Source organism: Sphingomonas mangrovi (assembly GCF_047975845.1).
GTDB lineage: Bacteria > Pseudomonadota > Alphaproteobacteria > Sphingomonadales > Sphingomonadaceae > Sphingomonas.
On sequence record NZ_JBIUCZ010000047.1, the window covers coordinates 1 to 16387 of the forward strand.

Here is a 16387-nt window from a genome sequence, read left to right on the forward strand (position 1 = left end):
ACAGGTCCGCAAAGGACGCCGGCCTCGTCTGCTTGCGCATCTCATCTCTCCGATACCCAGCGAAGAGAATTACATCCCCAGCTTTATGCAAAGGTCCCGCGAAGGCTGGGGTCTCCCGCCGCGGGGGTGCCCTCGCTGAGTCCGTCCCTGCGGCATGAGATGCCAGCCTGCGCTGGCATGACGTGGGGCCTCAGTCGGCCTTCTTCAGGTGCCGGCGGCCGAGCAGTTCGGCGATCTGCACCGCATTGAGCGCCGCGCCCTTGCGCAGGTTGTCGCTGACGCACCACAGCGCCAGACCGTTGTCGACGGTCGAATCCTCGCGCACGCGGCTGATGTAGGTCGCGAACTCGCCGACGCATTCGACCGGCGTGATGTAGCCGCCGTCCTCACGCTTATCGACCAGCATCACGCCAGGCGCCTCGCGCAGGATGTTCTGCGCTTTCTCGGCCGAGATCTCGTTCTCGAACTCGATGTTGATCGCCTCCGAATGGCCGACGAACACCGGCACGCGGACGCAGGTCGCCACCACCTTGATCTTGGAATCGAGGATCTTCTTGGTCTCGACCACCATCTTCCACTCTTCCTTGGTCGATCCGTCGTCCAGGAAGCTGTCGATGTGCGGGATCACGTTGAATGCGATCTGCTTGGTGAACTTTTTCGCCTCGGCCGAATCGCCCACGAAGATGTTGCGGCTCTGCTCGAACAGCTCGTCCATCCCTGCCTTGCCCGCGCCGGACACCGACTGGTAGGTCGCGACGACCACGCGCTTGATCTTGGCGGCATCGTGCAGCGGCTTGAGCGCGACGACCATCTGCGCGGTCGAGCAATTGGGGTTGGCGATGATGTTCTTGGCGCGATAGCCGTCGATCGCCTCCGGGTTCACCTCCGGCACGATCAGCGGCACGTCCGGGTCCATGCGGTAGTGCGACGAATTGTCGATCACCGTGCAGCCGGCGGCGGCGAACTTGGGCGCATAGACCTTGGTCGCGTCCGATCCGATCGCGAACAGCGCCATGTCCCAGCCGGCGGGATCGAAATGCTCGATGTTCTGGATCTTGTACTGCTTGCCGGTCTCACCGAAGTCGACGGTGTCGCCCACCGAGCGCGACGAGGCGAGCACCGCCAGATCGTCGATCGGAAACTCGCGCTCCGCCAGGATGTTGAGCATTTCCCGCCCGACATTGCCCGTCGCCCCCGCGACCACCACCCGATAGCCCATCACTCACTCCACTCGCATCGTTCGCCGCGGCGCTAGACCTTCTCCAGCGCCGCGGCAACCACGCGTTACTTTGCTGCCGCGTCCTGCGGCTTTGGCGCAACAACGTTGCGGTCGAGGAAGGCCAGGATCGTCTTCCACAGATGTTCGCTTACCCCCGGACCGCCGACGCGGTGGGTGTTGCCGGGGTAGAACATCATCTCGAAAGGCGTCGCCGTGCGCTGCATTTCGGCGGCGAACAGCGTCGAATTGTCGAGGAAGACGTTGTCATCGGCCATGCCGTGGATCAGCAGCAACGGATCCTGGATCTTCGACGCCTCGGTCACCACGCCCGACGACGCATAGCTCTGCGGATCGGTGCGCGGATCGCCCAGATAGCGCTCGGTATAATGGGTGTCGTAGAGCGCCCAGTCGGTGACCGGTGCCCCGGACACGCCCGCCGCGTACACGCCCGGCGTCTTCTCCAGCATCTTGAGCGTCAGATAGCCGCCGTAGGACCAGCCGTAGGTCGCGATCTTGTCCCCGGCGACGAACGGCAGCGTCTTGAGATACTCGGCGCCTGCCAGCTGATCCTCGACCTCGACCGAGCCCATCGCATGATAGAGCTGGTTCTCGAACGCCGTGCCGCGGTTGTACGATCCGCGGTTGTCGATCTGGAAGAAGATCCAGCCCTGGTCGACCAGATACTGCGGCAGCGCGCCCTGCCAGCCGCGGGTGACCTGCTGGCCGGTGCCGGGGCCGCCATAATGCTGGAAGAACACCGGGTACTTCTTGCCCGGCTCCAGCGGCGGCGTGATCATCTCCCAGTGGAGCGTCGAGCCGTCGGCCGCCTTGATCGTCCCGAACTTGGTCTCGCGGTGGCTCGCGGCGAACGGATAATAGGGGTGGCCCGGCGCGATCGCATTCTCGTTGATCCACGCCAGCCGCTTGCCCGCGAGGTCGGCGAGGTAGACCTGTGCCGGCTGGGCCGAGTTGGAACGGGTAATCAGGAAGCGGCTCGCCGCCTGGTCCATCGACGCGTTGTTCCACCAGCCGCGTTCGGTCAGCCGGGTGACTCGGTTGGGACGCTTGAGGTCGAGCGCATAGAGGTGCTGCTCGAGCACGTCGTCCTTGTTGCCGGTGAAGAACAGCCGGCCCTTGCTCTCGTCGACACCGACCAGCGCCTGCACCACCCAGTCGCCCTTGGTGAGCTGGGTCCACTTGCCCGCCTTCCAGCGGTAGAGATGGCCGTGGCCATCGCGCTCGGAGCGCCAGATCAGGCTGCCGTCCTTCATCGGGCGATAGGCGTCGGACAGGTTGGTCCAGCTGCGCTCGCCCGCAGTCTCGGTGAACAGCACGGTCGACTTGCCGGTCGCCGGGTCGACGCGCAGCATGTCGAGCCGCTTCTGGTCGCGGGTCTGGCGCTGGACCAGCATCGCCGACCCGTCGGGCAGCCAGTCGACGCGGGCGAGATAGATGTCGGGATCGCTGCCGAGGTCGACCTTCACGCGCCCCGAGCCGTCGGGCTTCATCACATAGAGGTCGACCACGGCGTTCGGCGTGCCGGCGGCGGGATAGCGCTGGTCGTAGACCTTGATGCCGGTGGCGCCGATCGCGGCGCGGCTGAACACCTTAACCGGCGCCTCGTCGAAGCGCTCGACCGCGATGTAGCGCTCGTCGGGCGACCACCAATAGCCGGTGGTCCGATCCATCTCCTCCTGCGCGACGAACTCCGCCTCGCCGAAGTGGACGGTGCCGGAGCCCTCGGTGGTGACCGGCTGCGCGGCGCCGCCGGCCAGCGGCTGGACGAACAGGTTCTGGTCGCGCACGAAGCTCACGAAGCGGCCCTTGGGGCTCACCACCGGGTTGAGCTCGCCCGCCGTCGTCTCGGTCAGCCGACGGACCTGGCCGTCGAGCGTCGCCAGGAACAGGTCGCCGTCGAGCGGCACCAGGATCGATTGGCCGTCGGGCGCGAAGTCGTAGGCGACGATGCCCTGCGAGCCGGCGATGCGCGCCCGTTCGCGCTGCATCTTCTCGGCCTCGGACAGCTCGGCGCCCGATCCGACCTTCTTGGAATCGACCAGCATCCGCCAGTCGCCGGTGGCGGTGTCCATCGCCCAGAGGTCGAAGCGCTCCTTCTCCTCCGGCCGGTTGCGCAGCAGCGTGACGAAGCGGCCGTCGGGCGAGATCTGCAGCGCGCGCGGTGCGGTGCCGTTAAGATCGGGGCTGCCGAACACCCGCGCGAGCGTCAGCGTCTGCTGCGCGTCCTGCGCCCCTTCCGCCACCGCCGCGGGCTGCGGGGACTGGGCCAGATCAGCGGCCATCGCAGCGGTGGCGCTCGACAGCATGGCAAGCCCGATCACCCATCTCAACATCCTGATTCTCCGTGGAACACGCCCGCGGACGCGGGGGCCTGCCCCGCGTTATCGCGACCGCGGCGCGCTGGGTAAAGGGTCGGCTGGGACGCCCGCCGGCCAGACATGCGAAAAGGGCGCGGGAAGCGATCGCCTCCCACGCCCCTTCGCGTGTCCCGATGATCGGCCGATTACTCGGCGGCGACCTTGTCGGTCGGACGCGGATCGCGGCGCTCGGCGATACGCGCCGACTTGCCGGTGCGGCCACGCAGATAATAGAGCTTCGCACGACGCACGACGCCGCGACGCACGACCTCGATCGAGTCGATGTTCGGCGAATACAGCGGGAAAACGCGCTCGACGCCCTCGCCGAAGCTGATCTTGCGCACGGTGAACGACGAGCCCATGCCCTTGTTCGAGCGCGCGATGCACACGCCCTCGTAGTTCTGGACGCGCTTGCGCTCGCCCTCGACCACCTTCACGCCGACGCGCAGCGTGTCGCCCGCGCGGAATTCCGGAATCTTGTTCGCCTCGTTGAACTTGGCGATCTGCTCGGCCTCGAGCGTCTGAATGAGGTTCATCTCAAACTTCCTCGTCACGTCGCCGCGCGCCAGAGGGAGATCGGACCCGAGCGCCCTCGTGGCGCTCCCAAAGATCCGGCCTCCGTAGCCGTGTATCGACCTCGGCCCTGTGCTTTCGCCAGGCCGCGATCTTCGCATGATCCCCCGATCGCAGCACTTCGGGGATCGTGCGCCCTTCCCATGTCACTGGTCGGGTATATTGCGGGTATTCGAGCAGCCCCGTCTCGAAGCTCTCGTCATCCCCGCTCGAAGCCGCGCCCATTACGCCGGGAAGCAGCCGGATGCAAGCATCGAGCAGCACCAGCGCGCCCATCTCCCCGCCCGACAGCACATAGTCGCCGATCGACACGAGTTCGATGTCGCGCGCCTCGAACAGCCGCTCGTCGTATCCCTCGAACCGGCCGCACAGCACGGTGACGCCCGGCCCCTGCGCCAGCGCCCGCACCCGCTGCTGATCGAGCGGGCGGCCCCGCGGGCTCATCGCGATCACCGGCCGGTCGTCAGTCCCTGCCCCGGCAACGCTGTCGAGCGCGGCGGCGAGCACGTCGGCGCGCATCACCATCCCCGCCCCACCCCCGGCCGGCGTGTCGTCGACCGAGCGGTGCTTGTCGGTCGCGAAGTCGCGGATCTGCACCGTCTCCAGCGACCAGCGCTCCTCGCGCAGCGCGCGGCCGGCGAGCGAGGTGCCGAGCGGCCCCGGAAACATCTCGGGATAAAGCGTCAGGACGGTGGCGGCGAAGGTCATCGCCGGCCCAGACCATATCGGGCGCGCCGCGCCAAGGCCCAACCGTCCTGCCTCCGTCGCCGCGAGCGCCTCATCGCACCACGCGGACCAGCCAGAGGGTCGCTCGCGCCAGCACCCATCCGAGCAGGAACAGGCCGCCCGCCGCGACGCCCAGCATCATCGCCACCGCGATCATCATCCCGCACGCGTCGGTCCCGCACTCCGACTGCGGCGTCGTGACGCTCGCAACGAACAGCCAGACGGCATTCGCGATGATCTGGATCGGCGCTACGGCCGCCGCGATCGAGGCGATGCGGCCGGGCGCCCAGGCCGGTCGCAGCCACGCCAGCAAAAGGCTCAGCGGGACCGGAAGCAGGACCCCGGTCCAGTTCAGCATGGGTTCGCGAACATCCCGCCGCTCCTCCTTCGCGCTCCGCAGCCCCAATTAGCGCAGACGTGGAACCGCGACGAGCGTCCGACGCTACACCCCCGATGACGAACGAAGACGACTGCATCATCATCGGCGGCGGCCCCGCGGGGCTGACTGCGGCGATCTATCTCGCGCGCTTCCACCTCTCGATCCGGCTGTTCGACTGCGGCTCCAGCCGCGCGGCGATGATCCCGTGCACGCGCAACCACGCCGGCTATCCGGAAGGCATCAAGGGCACCGACCTGCTGCGCCAGATGCTGACCCAGGCCGAGCACTATGGCGCCCACCGCGAGCAGGCGGAGGTGACCGGCCTCTCGCGCGACGGCGAAGGCTTCGCGGTCCGCGTCGGCGACCGGATCGCGCGCGCGCGCACCGTGCTGCTGGCGACGGGCGTGGTGAACCACCGCCCCAAGAGCCTGGCCGACGACGTTCACGACGCCGCGCTCGCCCGCGGTCTGCTGCGCTACTGCCCGATATGCGACGGCTATGAAGTCACCGACAAGCGCGTCGGCGTGATCGGCACCGGCGACCACGGCATGCGCGAGGCGCTGTTCCTGCGGGGCTATACCCGGGACGTGACGCTGATCGCCCCCGAGGCCGAGCATGGCCTGGACGATGCCTGTGCCGCCAAGCTCGACGCCGCCGGGATCACGCGGGTGGACGGTCCGTGCGGCGGCTTCGCCATCGAGGGCGATCGGCTGGCCGTGGATACGGCCGGCGGTCGGATGGCGTTCGACAGCATCTATCCCGCGCTCGGCTCGCGCATCCGCTCGCAGCTGGCGGTGGAGGCCGGCGCGCGCGCGACCGACGAAGGTTGTCTGGAAGTCGACGACCACCAGCGCACCTCCATCCCCGGCCTGTTCGCGGCCGGCGACGTCGTGAAGGGACTCGACCAGATCAGCCACGCGATGGGCGAAGCGGGCGTCGCCGCCACCACCATCCGCAACACGCTGAGCGACCAGGCGCCGCTGTGGCGGTGAGCGGATGAACCGATCGTCGCTTCGCCCGTTGAGAGGCACAGAGCCGGACAGGCGCGCATCCCGTCGATCGGGATGCCGCACGCGCCCGTCCCCGATCCGCACACAGGGAGCGACCCATGAACACCACCATCCTCAAGATCGCGCTTGGCATCTCCTGCGCGCTCCCGCTTGGCGCCTGCGTCGGCGACAGCTACGGCCGCCCAGGCTACAACAGCGACCGCGGCTATTATGGCGACCGCGGCGGCCGCCGCGACGGCTACGAGCGCCGCCGCCTCGGCGACAACGACCGAGTCTATCGCGGCCGCGACGGACGCTATTACTGCAAGCGCAGCGACGGCACCCAGGGCGCGATCGTCGGCGGCCTCGCCGGCGGCGTGCTGGGCAACATCATCGCGCCGGGTGGATCGAAGACGCTCGGCACGCTGCTCGGCGCCGGCGGCGGTGCGCTCGCCGGTCGCGCGGTCGACCGCAACAACATCGAGTGCGAGTAAGTCCCAGCGTAGGGGCGGGTACTGCCCGCCCCTATCGAGTCCGCAGATAGAGCGACAACATCCCCGACGGAGACTGCATCCGGCGATAGGCGTTGCGCTCGGCCCAGTGGCGGAGCGGAGCGTCCAGACCGCCCGGCGCGCCGGGGGTCGAGCGCCCCTCGCCCCCCGTGACGATCGCCGGCGGCGGGGCGCTGGTGAGCGCGCGGTCGAGCCGATCGCGCGTGACGACATGCATCCGCTGCTCTTCCGCCGGGGTCATCAGCCCGCGCATGCGGAACAGAAACGGCCCCATCGCAAACCGCGGATCGATGTCGAGCTTGCCGCCGGCGAAGCGCTCGGGCGACAGGCTCACCGCCATGCCCGGCGCGCCGCTGTCGTCGAGATGCTCGCCGAGCCAGTCCCCGTCCACCACCGCCAGCAGGATCGGCGAGCCGCCGCGCAGCGTCGCGACGGTCTCGCTGGTGGTGCGCCACAGCCCGAGCAGCAGCGTGGCCGCGAAGCCGAGCTGCATTCCCCGGCGCGAGGCGATCGGCCCGTGGATCGCGCCGAAGCGCACGAACAGCGGCGGCAGGATGGGAATGACATACTGGCGGAAGCTAGGCTGGGGCAGCATCGCAGCGATGCAGCCGGCGACGATCAGCCAGTCGAGCGCCACCGCGTGACGATCGCGGCCGTGGCGGAAGCGCCGCCACAGCACCAGCGCGAGCACCAGCAGCGCCGGCCCCTGCACCAGGAACCAGGCGAGCCGCGCGAGCGTGGTCGGGAACTCCAGCATGTGCGCCTGATCGTTGAGCAGCCGCCACTGCTGCGGCGCGACCAGCGAATATTCGAACGCCCCGAACAGGAAGCTCTCCGGCGCCAGCGCGAGGAGCAGCAGCGTCGGCACCACGCCGGCCGCGCCGCCCAGCGCATAGGCCACCGCGCCGCGGCAGCGGTCGCGGCGCCCCTCGTACAGCATCACCGCGAACAGCACGCCGGCGGGGACGATGTAGCTGATCTTGACCGACACCGCCGCGCCGAAGGCGAGCCCGGCGAGGAAGTGGCGGCCGGTCAGCCGGATCGGCAGCCGCGCGTCGACGAGCAGCCAGATGCCCAGCGCCTCGAAGAACACCGGCAGCGCGTCGTTGCGCGCGACGCCGCCGGCGAAGATCATCGCGTCGCACAGCGCGAGCATGGCCGCCGCGGCCAGCGCCCGGCGCGGCGTGCCGCCCGCACCTCGGGCTGCCAGATAGACGAGCAGGATCGCGCCCGCCGCGACCAGCGCGTTGGTGAGCCGAAGCGTCAGGAACAGCCAGCCTTCCTCGACGAAGGCGAAGGGGGCGAGCAGGAACGGCTGCAGCGGCGTCTGCAGGTACATGAAGTCGCGGAACGGCAGGCCGTAGCGCATCAGCTCGACCGCGGCGACATACTGGCTCTCGTCGCGATTGAGCGGCAGCACCAGCGCCGCGAGGGCGAACAGGAGAAAGGCTGCCGGCAGCAGCAGCGACACGGGCTTGCGGAGCATGGCCTGCCGCCTAGCCAGCGGCCGGATCGGCGACAAGCCGGCTTCTCGCACCGCCGCGGCGGTGCGAGGGTTCCGGCCGGCCGGTGCTCAGACTTCGACGAAGGCGGTGGCGACCACCAGCCGTTCGGCGGTCCACTCCGGCACCGCCTCGGCGCGCATCGGCACCATGAAGCGCTTGCCGGTCGGGCGCTCGATCTCGATGACGTCGCCCGCGCCGTAGTTCTCCACCGCGACGACGGTGCCGAGCGGTGCGTCCTCTTCGGACACGACGGCGAGGCCGATCAGGTCGGCGTGGTAATATTCCCCCTCCTCGAGCGGAGGCAGGCTGTCGCGCGAGACCCACAGCTGGGTGCCGCGCAGCGCCTCGGCCGCATCGCGCGAGTCGACCTCGGCGAAGCGGGCGATGGCGCCGTTGTTGCCCGGCCGCACCGACTTGAGCGTCAGCGCGCCGCCGTTGAGCACGCGGTGCGCACCCAGATCCTCGGCGAAGACCTTGAGCCGGACCTCGCCGGCGATCCCGTGCGCCCCCACCACCGCGGCGAGCACCACGCGGCGCTCGCCGTCGCCGGCAGGTTCCGCGTCAGGCGTCGGGCGATCCGGCACCGCCGGCGGGGGCGTCGTCGGCGCCCTCGGCGGGATCGGGCGCCGAGACGCCGGCGTCCGCGCCGCTGTTCTGGGACGACGGGTCGTCATGGTCGTTGGCGCCGTGCTGTTCGGGATCGAGGGTCATCGTGCGCTCCTTGCGTCTGCACGCCCCGGACGGGGCGGGTTCGCAGCAAGGAACGCACGAGAACCGGTTCGGGCTCAGGCCTCGGCGGTCTCGGCCGGTGCCTCGGCAGCGGCGGCCGCCTCGGCTGCCTTGGCCGCGCGCTCCTCGGCGCGCTCGGTGGCCTTCTCGCCCGGCTTCGCCTTGTTCGGGTTGTTGCGCGCCGTGCGCTCCTTGACACCGGCCGTGTCGAGGAAGCGGAGGACACGGTCGGTCGGCTGCGCACCGACGCTCAGCCAGTGCTTCGCACGCTCGGCGTCGAGCACCACGCGCTTCTCGTCGTCCTTGGCGAGCAGCGGGTTGTAGGTGCCGATCTTCTCGATGAACTTGCCGTCGCGCGGGCTGCGCGCGTCGGCGATCACGATCCGGTAGTAGGGGCGCTTCTTGGAGCCGCCGCGCGACAGACGCATGCTGATTGCCATGGGATTTCCTTCTTCTTTCTACTCGGGGCCGCGGCGATTGCCGGGCCGTTGGTTGCTGATCGCTCCTCGCGGAGCGCTCACTTCTTCTTGATCAGGTTCTCGAAGCCGGGGGGCAGCTGCATGCCGCCCTTGCCGCCGGGAAGCCCCGGAAGGCCGCCGGCCTTGTTCATCATCTCGCCGAGCTCGGGGCCGCCCAGCGCGTTGCCGAGCCCACCCATGCCGCCGCCGGGACCGCCCTTGCCCAGCATCGCCATCATGCCCTTCAGGCCGCCCATCTTCTTGAGCTTCTTCATGGCCGTGGACATTTCCTGGTGCATCTTCAGGAGCTTGTTGACGTCCTGCACCGTGGTGCCCGATCCTTTGGCGACGCGGATCTTGCGCTTGGCGTTGAGCAGTTCGGGCTTGGCGCGCTCCTTGGGCGTCATCGACGTGATCATCGCGTCCATGCGCAGCAGCAGCCGTTCGTCGACCGCGCCCGACGCCATCGCCGCCTGCGCCTTCTTCATGCCCGGGATCATGCCGGCGAGCGCACCGAGACCGCCCATGCGGCGCATCTGCTGGAGCTGCGACCGCAGGTCGTTCATGTCGAACTGACCCTTGGCCATGCGCGTGGCCATGCGCTCGGCATCTTCGGCCTGGATGCTCTCGGCCGCGCGCTCGACCAGCGACACGACGTCGCCCATGCCCAGGATGCGGCCGGCGACGCGCTTGGGATGGAACGGCTCGATCGCGTCGAGCTTTTCGCCGACGCCCGCGAACTTGATCGGCTTGCCGGTAACCGAGCGCATCGACAGCGCGGCGCCGCCGCGTGCGTCGCCGTCCATGCGGGTCAGGATCACGCCGGTGAGCGGCACCTGCTCGGAAAAGCTGGTCGCGACGTTCACCGCGTCCTGGCCGGTGAGCGAGTCGACCACCAGCAGCGTCTCGTTCGGACGGGCGATGTCGGACACCGCCTTCATCTCGTCCATCAGCGCCTGGTCGACATGGAGGCGACCGGCGGTGTCGAGCATCAGCACGTCGAAGCCCTGGAGCTTCGCGGCCTGGAGCGCGCGGCGCGCGATGTCGACCGGCTGCTGGCCGGCGACGATCGGCAGCGTCGCGACCTCCACCTGGGTGCCGAGCACCGCCAGCTGCTCCTGCGCGGCCGGGCGATTGACGTCGAGCGACGCCATCAGCACCTTCTTGCGCTCGCGGGCCGACAGCAGCTTGGCGAGCTTGGCAGTCGTGGTGGTCTTGCCCGAACCCTGGAGACCGACCAGCATCACGACGGCGGGCGGGGTGACAGCGATGTCGAGCTCGGCCGTGTCGGGCCCGAGCATGTCGACCAGCGCGTCGTGGACGATCTTGACGACCTGCTGCCCCGGGGTGACCGAGCGCAACACGTTCTGGCCGATCGCCTCTTCGGTGACCTTGTCGACGAAGGTGCGGGCGACGGGCAGCGCGACGTCCGCTTCGAGCAGCGCGATCCGCACTTCGCGCGTCGCCGTGCGCACATCGGCTTCGGTCAGCGCACCGCGGCCGCGCAAGCGGTCGAAGACGCCTCCCAGCCGGTCGCTCAAGCTATCGAACACGCACCTGCTCCACTTCCATTTCCCCGGTCCGGCGCCCAAGCAAAACACGCCGGCGGACGAAACCTCGTCGGCCGGCGTCGCCCGCAGGCGGTCGCATGGATGCCCTTCCCTAGAGGAACGACCCGAGTCCCATAGCCGGTTGCGACCAACCGGGCAAGGCTTGCGGGCAACCGGGGCGACTTAACCGGATCTACATACCTGGGGAGGACAAGGACTCATGCCTCCGCAGCCCCCTTTCGACGACCCCGTCGACGCCGCCCGATCGACCGGCGCGCGTCCGCCGTCGGAAACGCCGCTCCTCGCCGTCGGCGGAGTCGCCGCGCTGGTGTTGGTCGCGCTCGGCAGCACGATGCTCGCCGCACTGCTCGGCCACTGGCTGGGGGAAGGACCGGCCCCGCACGGCGAACTGCTGGCCGCGCTTCTGCTCGACATCGCCCTGCTACTGCTCGTCTGGCGCCGCCATCTGGCGCTGCGTGAGGTGAAGCGCGAACACGCCGCCGCCGAGCACCGCGCCCAACTGCTCGCCACGCGCGATCCGCTGGCGGGCGTCCTCGACCGCAAGACCTTCGCCGCGGAGGGCGCCGAGCTGCTCGCACGAGTCGATCGCCGGCGCGAATCGGTGGCGCTGCTGCTGCTCGATCTCGATCATTTCAAGGCGATCAACGACATGCACGGCCAGGCGGTCGGCGACGCGGTGCTGCGCCTCGTCGCGACCGCGATGCTGGAGACGATGCCGCCGACGGCGCTGGTCGCGCGCACCGGCGGCGACGCCTTCGCCTGCGCGATGATCGCCGACCCGCACGATCCCGAGACGATCGACCAGCTCGCCGAGCGATTGCTCGCGCGGGTCGCCCAGCCGGTCGAGGCGGGCGGCGTGCGTTGCCAGGTCAGCGGCTCGATCGGGATGGCGCGCTCGGGCCCGGAAGGCACGACGATCAAGGCGCTGGTGCGTGCAGCGGATATCGCACTCTATTCCGCCAAACGGTCGGGTCGCGACCGCGCCGCCTGGTTCGACCGATCGATGGAATCGGAGCTGCACAGCCGCAACGACGTGGAAGAAGCGCTGCGGATCGCGATTCCCCACGGACAGATCGTCCCCTTCTTCGAACAGCAGGTCGATCTCGCGACCGGCGACCTCGTCGGCTTCGAGGTGGTGCCCCGCTGGCAGCATCCGGTTCGCGGGCTGCTCGATCCCGAGTCGTTCCTGCCGGTCGCCGACGAGACGGGGCTGCTTCCGGAGCTGTCGCTGTCGCTGATGCGGCAGGCGTTCGACGCCGCGCGCGACTGGGACCCCGGCCTGCGCCTGGCGATCAACCTTTCACCCTGCCAGCTGCGAGATGCCTGGCTGGCGCAGAAGATCCTGAAGCTGCTCACCGAAACCGGCTTCCCCGCGCACCGCCTGGAAGTGGAAGTCACCGAGGGCGCGCTGTTCAACAATCTGCCGCTCGCCCAGTCGATCATCGGCAGCCTCAAGAATCAGGGCACCTCGGTCGCGCTCGACGAGTTCGGCACCGGCTATTCGAGCCTGTCGCACCTGCGCGCGCTACCGCTCGACCGGATCAAGATCGACCGCAGCGTGGTCGGCTCGATCGGCGACAGCGCCGATTCGGCCGCGATCGTCCATGCCATCGCGCGGCTGGGGGAGAGCCTGAACCTGCCCGTCACCGCGCAGGGCGTCGGCGATGCCGCGGCCGAGACTCGGCTGCGCGGGCTCGGCTGCGCCAGGGGGCAGGGGCTCCGCTACGGCCCGGCGCTGTCGACCGCGGCCGCGCGGCAGATGCTGGCCGAACGCCGCCTGCTCGTCGGCCGACCGACACCCGATCCGACCTCGCCGCCCACCCTCACCAGCCGGCGTCTGGCCGGCTGAGATAGACCTGCTCGTCGGGCGTCGACACGCGCCCGAGCGCGGCGTTGCGCGACGGAAACCGCCCGTACCGCTCGATCACCTCGGCATGGTCGCGCGCGAAGCCCAGGTTCGCCTCCAGCCCCTCCTCGGCGAAGCAGCGCAACGCGAACCGCTGCACGCCGCGGTCCTCAGAATGCATTAGGGGCATGTAGAGGAAGGCGCGCCGCACCGGCGCCAGCCGCCGGGCATAGCCGGCCGCGATGCCGGACAGCGCCAGCTCCAGGCCGAGCGGATCGGCGGCATAGGCCTCGGCCGAGCCGCGATGGAGATTGCGCGAGAACTGGTCGACCAGCACGATCGCCGCGAGCAGCCGATCGGCGGTGTTGCGCCACCCCTCCGCCTCGCTGGCCACCACCGCGTCGCGCAGGTCCGAGAACCGCGTGCGGATCGCCGCGTCGACCGCGTCGTCCTTCGCGAAATGCTGCTCGGCCGACAATTCGTCGAACCAGAAGTGCAGCACCGCCTCCGCCGCGCGTTGGACTTCGCCGGGCCCCGCCCCTAGATCAGCCGCCATGCCGCCTTCCCCTTCCGTGTTGCCCGAGGTGATTTCGCTCGGCTGCCGGCTCAACATCGCCGAAAGCGAAACGATCCGCACGCTGCTTGGGCAGCGCGACGCGGTGGTGGTGAACAGCTGCGCGGTGACCAACGAGGCGGTGGCCGGCACCCGCCGTGCGATCCGCCGCGCGCGTCGCACCCGCCCGGATGCCGAGCTGATCGTCACCGGCTGCGCGGCGCAGATCGATCCCGGCGCCTTCGCCGCGATGCCCGAGGTCGACCGGGTGGTCGGCAATGCCGACAAGCTGCTGCCGGAGGCATGGACCGGCACCGAGCCAGTGCGCGTCTCCGACTGGGCGAGCGTCCGGCTGCTCGCACCCCACCTCGCCCCCGCCTTCGCCGCGCACGTCCGCGCGTTCGTCGAGGTGCAGAACGGCTGCGACCACCGCTGCACCTTCTGCGCGATCCCGTTCGGCCGCGGCCCCGCGCGCTCGGCACCGGCCGGCGCGGTGGTGACGCGCGTCGCCGAGATGGTCGATGCGGGCCATCGCGAAGTGGTAGTGACCGGAGTCGACCTCACCAGCTATGGCCAGGACTTGCCCGGCCGCCCGAGCCTGGGCGCGCTGGTCGAGCGCATCCTCACCCATGTGCCACGGCTCGAGCGGCTGCGGCTGTCGTCGCTCGACTCGGTCGAGATCGACGACCGGCTGATGGCGCTGCTGACCGGCGAGCCGCGGCTGCTGCCGCACGTGCACCTGTCGCTGCAGGCCGGCAACGACTTGGTGCTCAAGCGGATGAAGCGCCGGCACCTGCGCGCGGACGCGGTGCGGCTGGTCGAGCGGCTCAAGGCGGCGCGGTCGGAGATCGCGATCGGCGCGGACCTGATCGCCGGCTTCCCGACCGAGGATGACGCGATGTTCGCGGATACGCTGGCGCTGCTCGACGATTGCGACATCGTGCACGCGCATATCTTTCCCTTTTCGCCGCGGGCGGGAACGCCCGCGGCACGGATGCCGCAGGTCGACACGGCAATGGCCCGCGCGCGCGCCGCCCGGCTGCGCACCCGAGCGGCGGAGCGGCGCACGGCATGGTTGCGCGGGCTGGTCGGGTCGCGCCAGCGCGTGTTGGTGGAACGCCCCGGCGACCGCGGTCACGCGGAAGGCTTTGCGGAGGTAGGATTGGATCGGACATTGCAGGCAGGCACCATCGTCGATGTGACGATCACGGGCGTCGAGGCGGACCGGCTGACAGGAGTGGCGGCATGAGCACATCGTGGCACGACCGGCTGCTCGGGGGTTTCCGCAAGACCTCCGACCGGCTGATGGGAAATCTCGCCGGGCTTTCGGCCGCGCGGCTCGACGACGACACGCTCGACGAGATCGAAGAGGCGCTGATCGCCTCCGACCTGGGGCCCGAGACCGCCGCCCGCGTGCGCACCCGCCTGTCCGAAGGGCAGTACGAGCGCAACATGGAGGAACTCGGCATCCGCCTGGTGGTGGCCGAGGAGGTCGAGCGCTCGCTCGCCAAGGTCGCGAAGCCCCTGGAGATCGAGGCGTTTCCGCGCCCGCAGGTGATCCTGGTGATCGGCGTCAACGGATCGGGCAAGACGACCACCATCGCCAAGCTCGCCAAGACACTGGTCGAACAGGATTACGGGGTGATGCTCGCCGCCGGCGACACCTTCCGCGCCGCCGCGATCGGCCAGCTCAGGACCTGGGCCGAGCGGATCGGCGTGCCGATCGTCTCGGGTGCCGAGAACGGGGACGCCGCCGGCATCGTCTACGAAGCGGTGAAGCAGGCGACCGCCACCGGCATCGACGTGCTGATCGTCGACACCGCCGGTCGCCTCCAGAACAAGCGCGAGCTGATGGACGAGCTCGCCAAGATCCGCCGCGTGCTCGGCCGGCTCAACCCGGAGGCGCCGCACGACGTGGTGCTCGTGCTCGACGCCACCACCGGCCAGAACGCGCTCAATCAGATCGAGGTGTTCAAGGAGACCGCGGGTGTCACCGGTTTGGTGATGACCAAGCTCGACGGCACCGCCCGCGGCGGCGTGCTGGTGGCGGCGGCGGAACGCTACGGCCTGCCGATCCACGCGATCGGCGTCGGTGAGACCGCCGACGACCTGCGCGGGTTCGACGCCAAGGAGGTCGCTCGCATCATCGCCGGCGTCGATCAGGGAAGGAATCTGCGATGAGCGGCCCCGACACGCAAAAGGCCGTAAGCAGCCCGGGGCTGCGGATGGCGCTCGACTACGGCCCGCTTGCGGTGTTCTTCCTCGCCAACCTGCTCGCCGGCTATCTCCACATCCCCGACATGGTCGACAGCCTGGCCCGCGTGCTGATCGCGACCGCGGCGTTCATGATCGCGACCTTCGTCGCGATCCTGGTGTCGCACATCAAGACCGGGCGGATTTCGCCGATGCTGTGGATCACCGGCGTGCTGGTGCTCGTGTTCGGCGGGCTGACGCTCTATTTCCGCGACGACACCTTCATCAAGATCAAGCCGACGATCGTCTATGCGATGTTCGCCGCGATCCTGGGGTTCGGCCTCGCCACCGGCCGCCCGCTGCTCCAGTCGCTGCTGGAGGGTGCCTATCCCGGGCTAACCACGGAGGGCTGGCGCAAGCTCACGATCAACTGGACCGGCTTCTTCGCGGGCATGGCGGTGCTCAACGAGGTCGTGTGGCGCCATTCGACCTGGGATTTCTGGGTCGGGTTCAAGCTGTGGGGGGTCGTGCCGCTGACGCTGCTGTTCGCCGGCGCCAACGTCCCGATGCTGCTGCGCCACGGCCTCCTGGCCGGCGAGGACGCCCCCGTCCCGCCGGAGGGGTGAGAGGGCGGCCACGGCCCTCTCAGCCTTCTACGTCATGCTGACGGAAGTCAGCATGTGGATTCACATTCGAAGTGCAACAGTTGGAATGCCTCGGCGGGGGTACGGAAGCCGAGGCACTTTCTGGGGGTGTTGT

At 69.5% G+C, this 16387-nt stretch carries 17 protein-coding genes; 6 read left to right on the plus strand and 11 right to left on the minus strand.

Annotated features, from left to right (window positions below; translation table 11 throughout):
• Positions 1-190: 190 nt before the first annotated feature.
• The 5 genes from ACBY01_RS16120 to ACBY01_RS16140 form a co-directional block, all read right to left on the minus strand.
• Positions 191-1219, minus strand: a complete 1029-nt coding sequence (locus tag ACBY01_RS16120; RefSeq protein WP_416461990.1) for an aspartate-semialdehyde dehydrogenase — start codon at positions 1217-1219, stop codon at positions 191-193.
• Between the two features lie 65 nt (positions 1220-1284).
• Complete coding sequence (locus ACBY01_RS16125) at positions 1285-3519, minus strand: S9 family peptidase (protein ID WP_416462007.1); 2235 nt, start codon at positions 3517-3519, stop codon at positions 1285-1287.
• Positions 3520-3740: 221 nt separating this feature from the next.
• Positions 3741-4130, minus strand: coding sequence for a 50S ribosomal protein L19 (gene rplS / locus ACBY01_RS16130; protein WP_416461991.1), 390 nt, complete (start codon positions 4128-4130; stop codon positions 3741-3743).
• 1 nt (position 4131) lies between these two features.
• The gene (gene trmD, locus ACBY01_RS16135) at positions 4132-4875 is read right to left on the minus strand and encodes a tRNA (guanosine(37)-N1)-methyltransferase TrmD (RefSeq protein ID WP_416461992.1); all 744 of its coding nucleotides are present in this window, start codon (positions 4873-4875) and stop codon (positions 4132-4134) included.
• 70 nt (positions 4876-4945) lie between these two features.
• Positions 4946-5251 carry a hypothetical protein gene (locus ACBY01_RS16140; RefSeq protein ID WP_416461993.1) on the minus strand — a complete coding sequence of 102 codons (306 nt, stop codon included), beginning with the start codon at positions 5249-5251 and terminating at the stop codon, positions 4946-4948.
• 95 nt (positions 5252-5346) lie between these two features.
• Between ACBY01_RS16140 and ACBY01_RS16145 the strand changes: the two genes are divergently transcribed.
• Positions 5347-6264 carry an NAD(P)/FAD-dependent oxidoreductase gene (locus ACBY01_RS16145; protein ID WP_416461995.1) on the plus strand — a complete coding sequence of 306 codons (918 nt, stop codon included), beginning with the start codon at positions 5347-5349 and terminating at the stop codon, positions 6262-6264.
• A gap of 116 nt (positions 6265-6380) precedes the next feature.
• A complete protein-coding gene (locus tag ACBY01_RS16150; protein WP_416461996.1) occupies positions 6381-6755 on the plus strand; it encodes a glycine zipper 2TM domain-containing protein in 375 nt (124 codons plus the stop codon).
• A 31-nt stretch (positions 6756-6786) separates the two neighbouring features.
• Here the strand turns inward: ACBY01_RS16150 and ACBY01_RS16155 are convergent, their stop codons facing one another.
• The 5 genes from ACBY01_RS16155 to ffh all read right to left on the minus strand — a co-directional run bounded on the left by ACBY01_RS16155 (position 6787) and on the right by ffh (position 11018).
• Positions 6787-8259, minus strand: coding sequence for a glycosyltransferase 87 family protein (locus ACBY01_RS16155; RefSeq protein WP_416461997.1), 1473 nt, complete (start codon positions 8257-8259; stop codon positions 6787-6789).
• Between the two features lie 87 nt (positions 8260-8346).
• On the minus strand, positions 8347-8862 hold the full coding sequence (gene rimM / locus ACBY01_RS16160) for a ribosome maturation factor RimM (RefSeq protein WP_416461998.1): 516 nt from the start codon (positions 8860-8862) through the stop codon (positions 8347-8349).
• Entirely contained in the window at positions 8840-8989 is a 150-nt protein-coding gene (locus ACBY01_RS16165) for a hypothetical protein (RefSeq protein ID WP_416461999.1), read from the minus strand. Before ACBY01_RS16165 ends, rimM begins: the two co-directional genes overlap by 23 nt.
• Positions 8990-9063: 74 nt before the next feature.
• Positions 9064-9447 carry a 30S ribosomal protein S16 gene (gene rpsP, locus ACBY01_RS16170; protein WP_416462000.1) on the minus strand — a complete coding sequence of 128 codons (384 nt, stop codon included), beginning with the start codon at positions 9445-9447 and terminating at the stop codon, positions 9064-9066.
• 77 nt (positions 9448-9524) lie between these two features.
• The gene (gene ffh / locus ACBY01_RS16175) at positions 9525-11018 is read right to left on the minus strand and encodes a signal recognition particle protein (protein ID WP_416462001.1); all 1494 of its coding nucleotides are present in this window, start codon (positions 11016-11018) and stop codon (positions 9525-9527) included.
• A gap of 217 nt (positions 11019-11235) precedes the next feature.
• Between ffh and ACBY01_RS16180 the strand changes: the two genes are divergently transcribed.
• Positions 11236-12885 carry a putative bifunctional diguanylate cyclase/phosphodiesterase gene (locus ACBY01_RS16180; protein ID WP_416462002.1) on the plus strand — a complete coding sequence of 550 codons (1650 nt, stop codon included), beginning with the start codon at positions 11236-11238 and terminating at the stop codon, positions 12883-12885.
• On the opposite strand, the gene ACBY01_RS16185 is transcribed toward ACBY01_RS16180, so the two are convergent.
• Complete coding sequence (locus ACBY01_RS16185; protein WP_416462003.1) at positions 12860-13438, minus strand: DUF924 family protein; 579 nt, start codon at positions 13436-13438, stop codon at positions 12860-12862. The two genes, ACBY01_RS16180 and ACBY01_RS16185, sit on opposite strands and share 26 nt — an antisense overlap.
• Between ACBY01_RS16185 and mtaB the strand changes: the two genes are divergently transcribed.
• The 3 genes from mtaB to ACBY01_RS16200 are packed head-to-tail and all read left to right on the plus strand — an operon-like array spanning position 13437 to position 16254.
• On the plus strand, positions 13437-14684 hold the full coding sequence (mtaB, locus tag ACBY01_RS16190) for a tRNA (N(6)-L-threonylcarbamoyladenosine(37)-C(2))-methylthiotransferase MtaB (protein WP_416462004.1): 1248 nt from the start codon (positions 13437-13439) through the stop codon (positions 14682-14684). The genes ACBY01_RS16185 and mtaB overlap by 2 nt on opposite strands.
• A complete protein-coding gene (gene ftsY, locus ACBY01_RS16195) occupies positions 14681-15616 on the plus strand; it encodes a signal recognition particle-docking protein FtsY (RefSeq protein ID WP_416462005.1) in 936 nt (311 codons plus the stop codon). The genes mtaB and ftsY overlap by 4 nt, the downstream gene beginning before the upstream one ends.
• The gene (locus ACBY01_RS16200) at positions 15613-16254 is read left to right on the plus strand and encodes a septation protein A (protein WP_416462006.1); all 642 of its coding nucleotides are present in this window, start codon (positions 15613-15615) and stop codon (positions 16252-16254) included. Before ftsY ends, ACBY01_RS16200 begins: the two co-directional genes overlap by 4 nt.
• Positions 16255-16387: the final 133 nt, after the last annotated feature.

Coding starts and splice junctions, on each gene's coding strand:
- trmD (WP_416461992.1), bottom strand. CDS start 4,875: ATGACCTTCGCCGCCACCGTCCTGACGCTTTATCCCGAGATGTTTCCG.
- ACBY01_RS16185 (WP_416462003.1), bottom strand. CDS start 13,438: ATGGCGGCTGATCTAGGGGCGGGGCCCGGCGAAGTCCAACGCGCGGCG.
- ACBY01_RS16120 (WP_416461990.1), bottom strand. CDS start 1,219: ATGGGCTATCGGGTGGTGGTCGCGGGGGCGACGGGCAATGTCGGGCGG.
- ACBY01_RS16165 (WP_416461999.1), bottom strand. CDS start 8,989: ATGACCCTCGATCCCGAACAGCACGGCGCCAACGACCATGACGACCCG.
- ACBY01_RS16140 (WP_416461993.1), bottom strand. CDS start 5,251: ATGCTGAACTGGACCGGGGTCCTGCTTCCGGTCCCGCTGAGCCTTTTG.
- ftsY (WP_416462005.1), top strand. CDS start 14,681: ATGAGCACATCGTGGCACGACCGGCTGCTCGGGGGTTTCCGCAAGACC.
- ACBY01_RS16155 (WP_416461997.1), bottom strand. CDS start 8,259: ATGCTCCGCAAGCCCGTGTCGCTGCTGCTGCCGGCAGCCTTTCTCCTG.
- rpsP (WP_416462000.1), bottom strand. CDS start 9,447: ATGGCAATCAGCATGCGTCTGTCGCGCGGCGGCTCCAAGAAGCGCCCC.
- rplS (WP_416461991.1), bottom strand. CDS start 4,130: ATGAACCTCATTCAGACGCTCGAGGCCGAGCAGATCGCCAAGTTCAAC.
- ACBY01_RS16125 (WP_416462007.1), bottom strand. CDS start 3,519: ATGGCCGCTGATCTGGCCCAGTCCCCGCAGCCCGCGGCGGTGGCGGAA.
- mtaB (WP_416462004.1), top strand. CDS start 13,437: ATGCCGCCTTCCCCTTCCGTGTTGCCCGAGGTGATTTCGCTCGGCTGC.
- ACBY01_RS16150 (WP_416461996.1), top strand. CDS start 6,381: ATGAACACCACCATCCTCAAGATCGCGCTTGGCATCTCCTGCGCGCTC.
- ACBY01_RS16200 (WP_416462006.1), top strand. CDS start 15,613: ATGAGCGGCCCCGACACGCAAAAGGCCGTAAGCAGCCCGGGGCTGCGG.
- ACBY01_RS16145 (WP_416461995.1), top strand. CDS start 5,347: ATGACGAACGAAGACGACTGCATCATCATCGGCGGCGGCCCCGCGGGG.
- ACBY01_RS16180 (WP_416462002.1), top strand. CDS start 11,236: ATGCCTCCGCAGCCCCCTTTCGACGACCCCGTCGACGCCGCCCGATCG.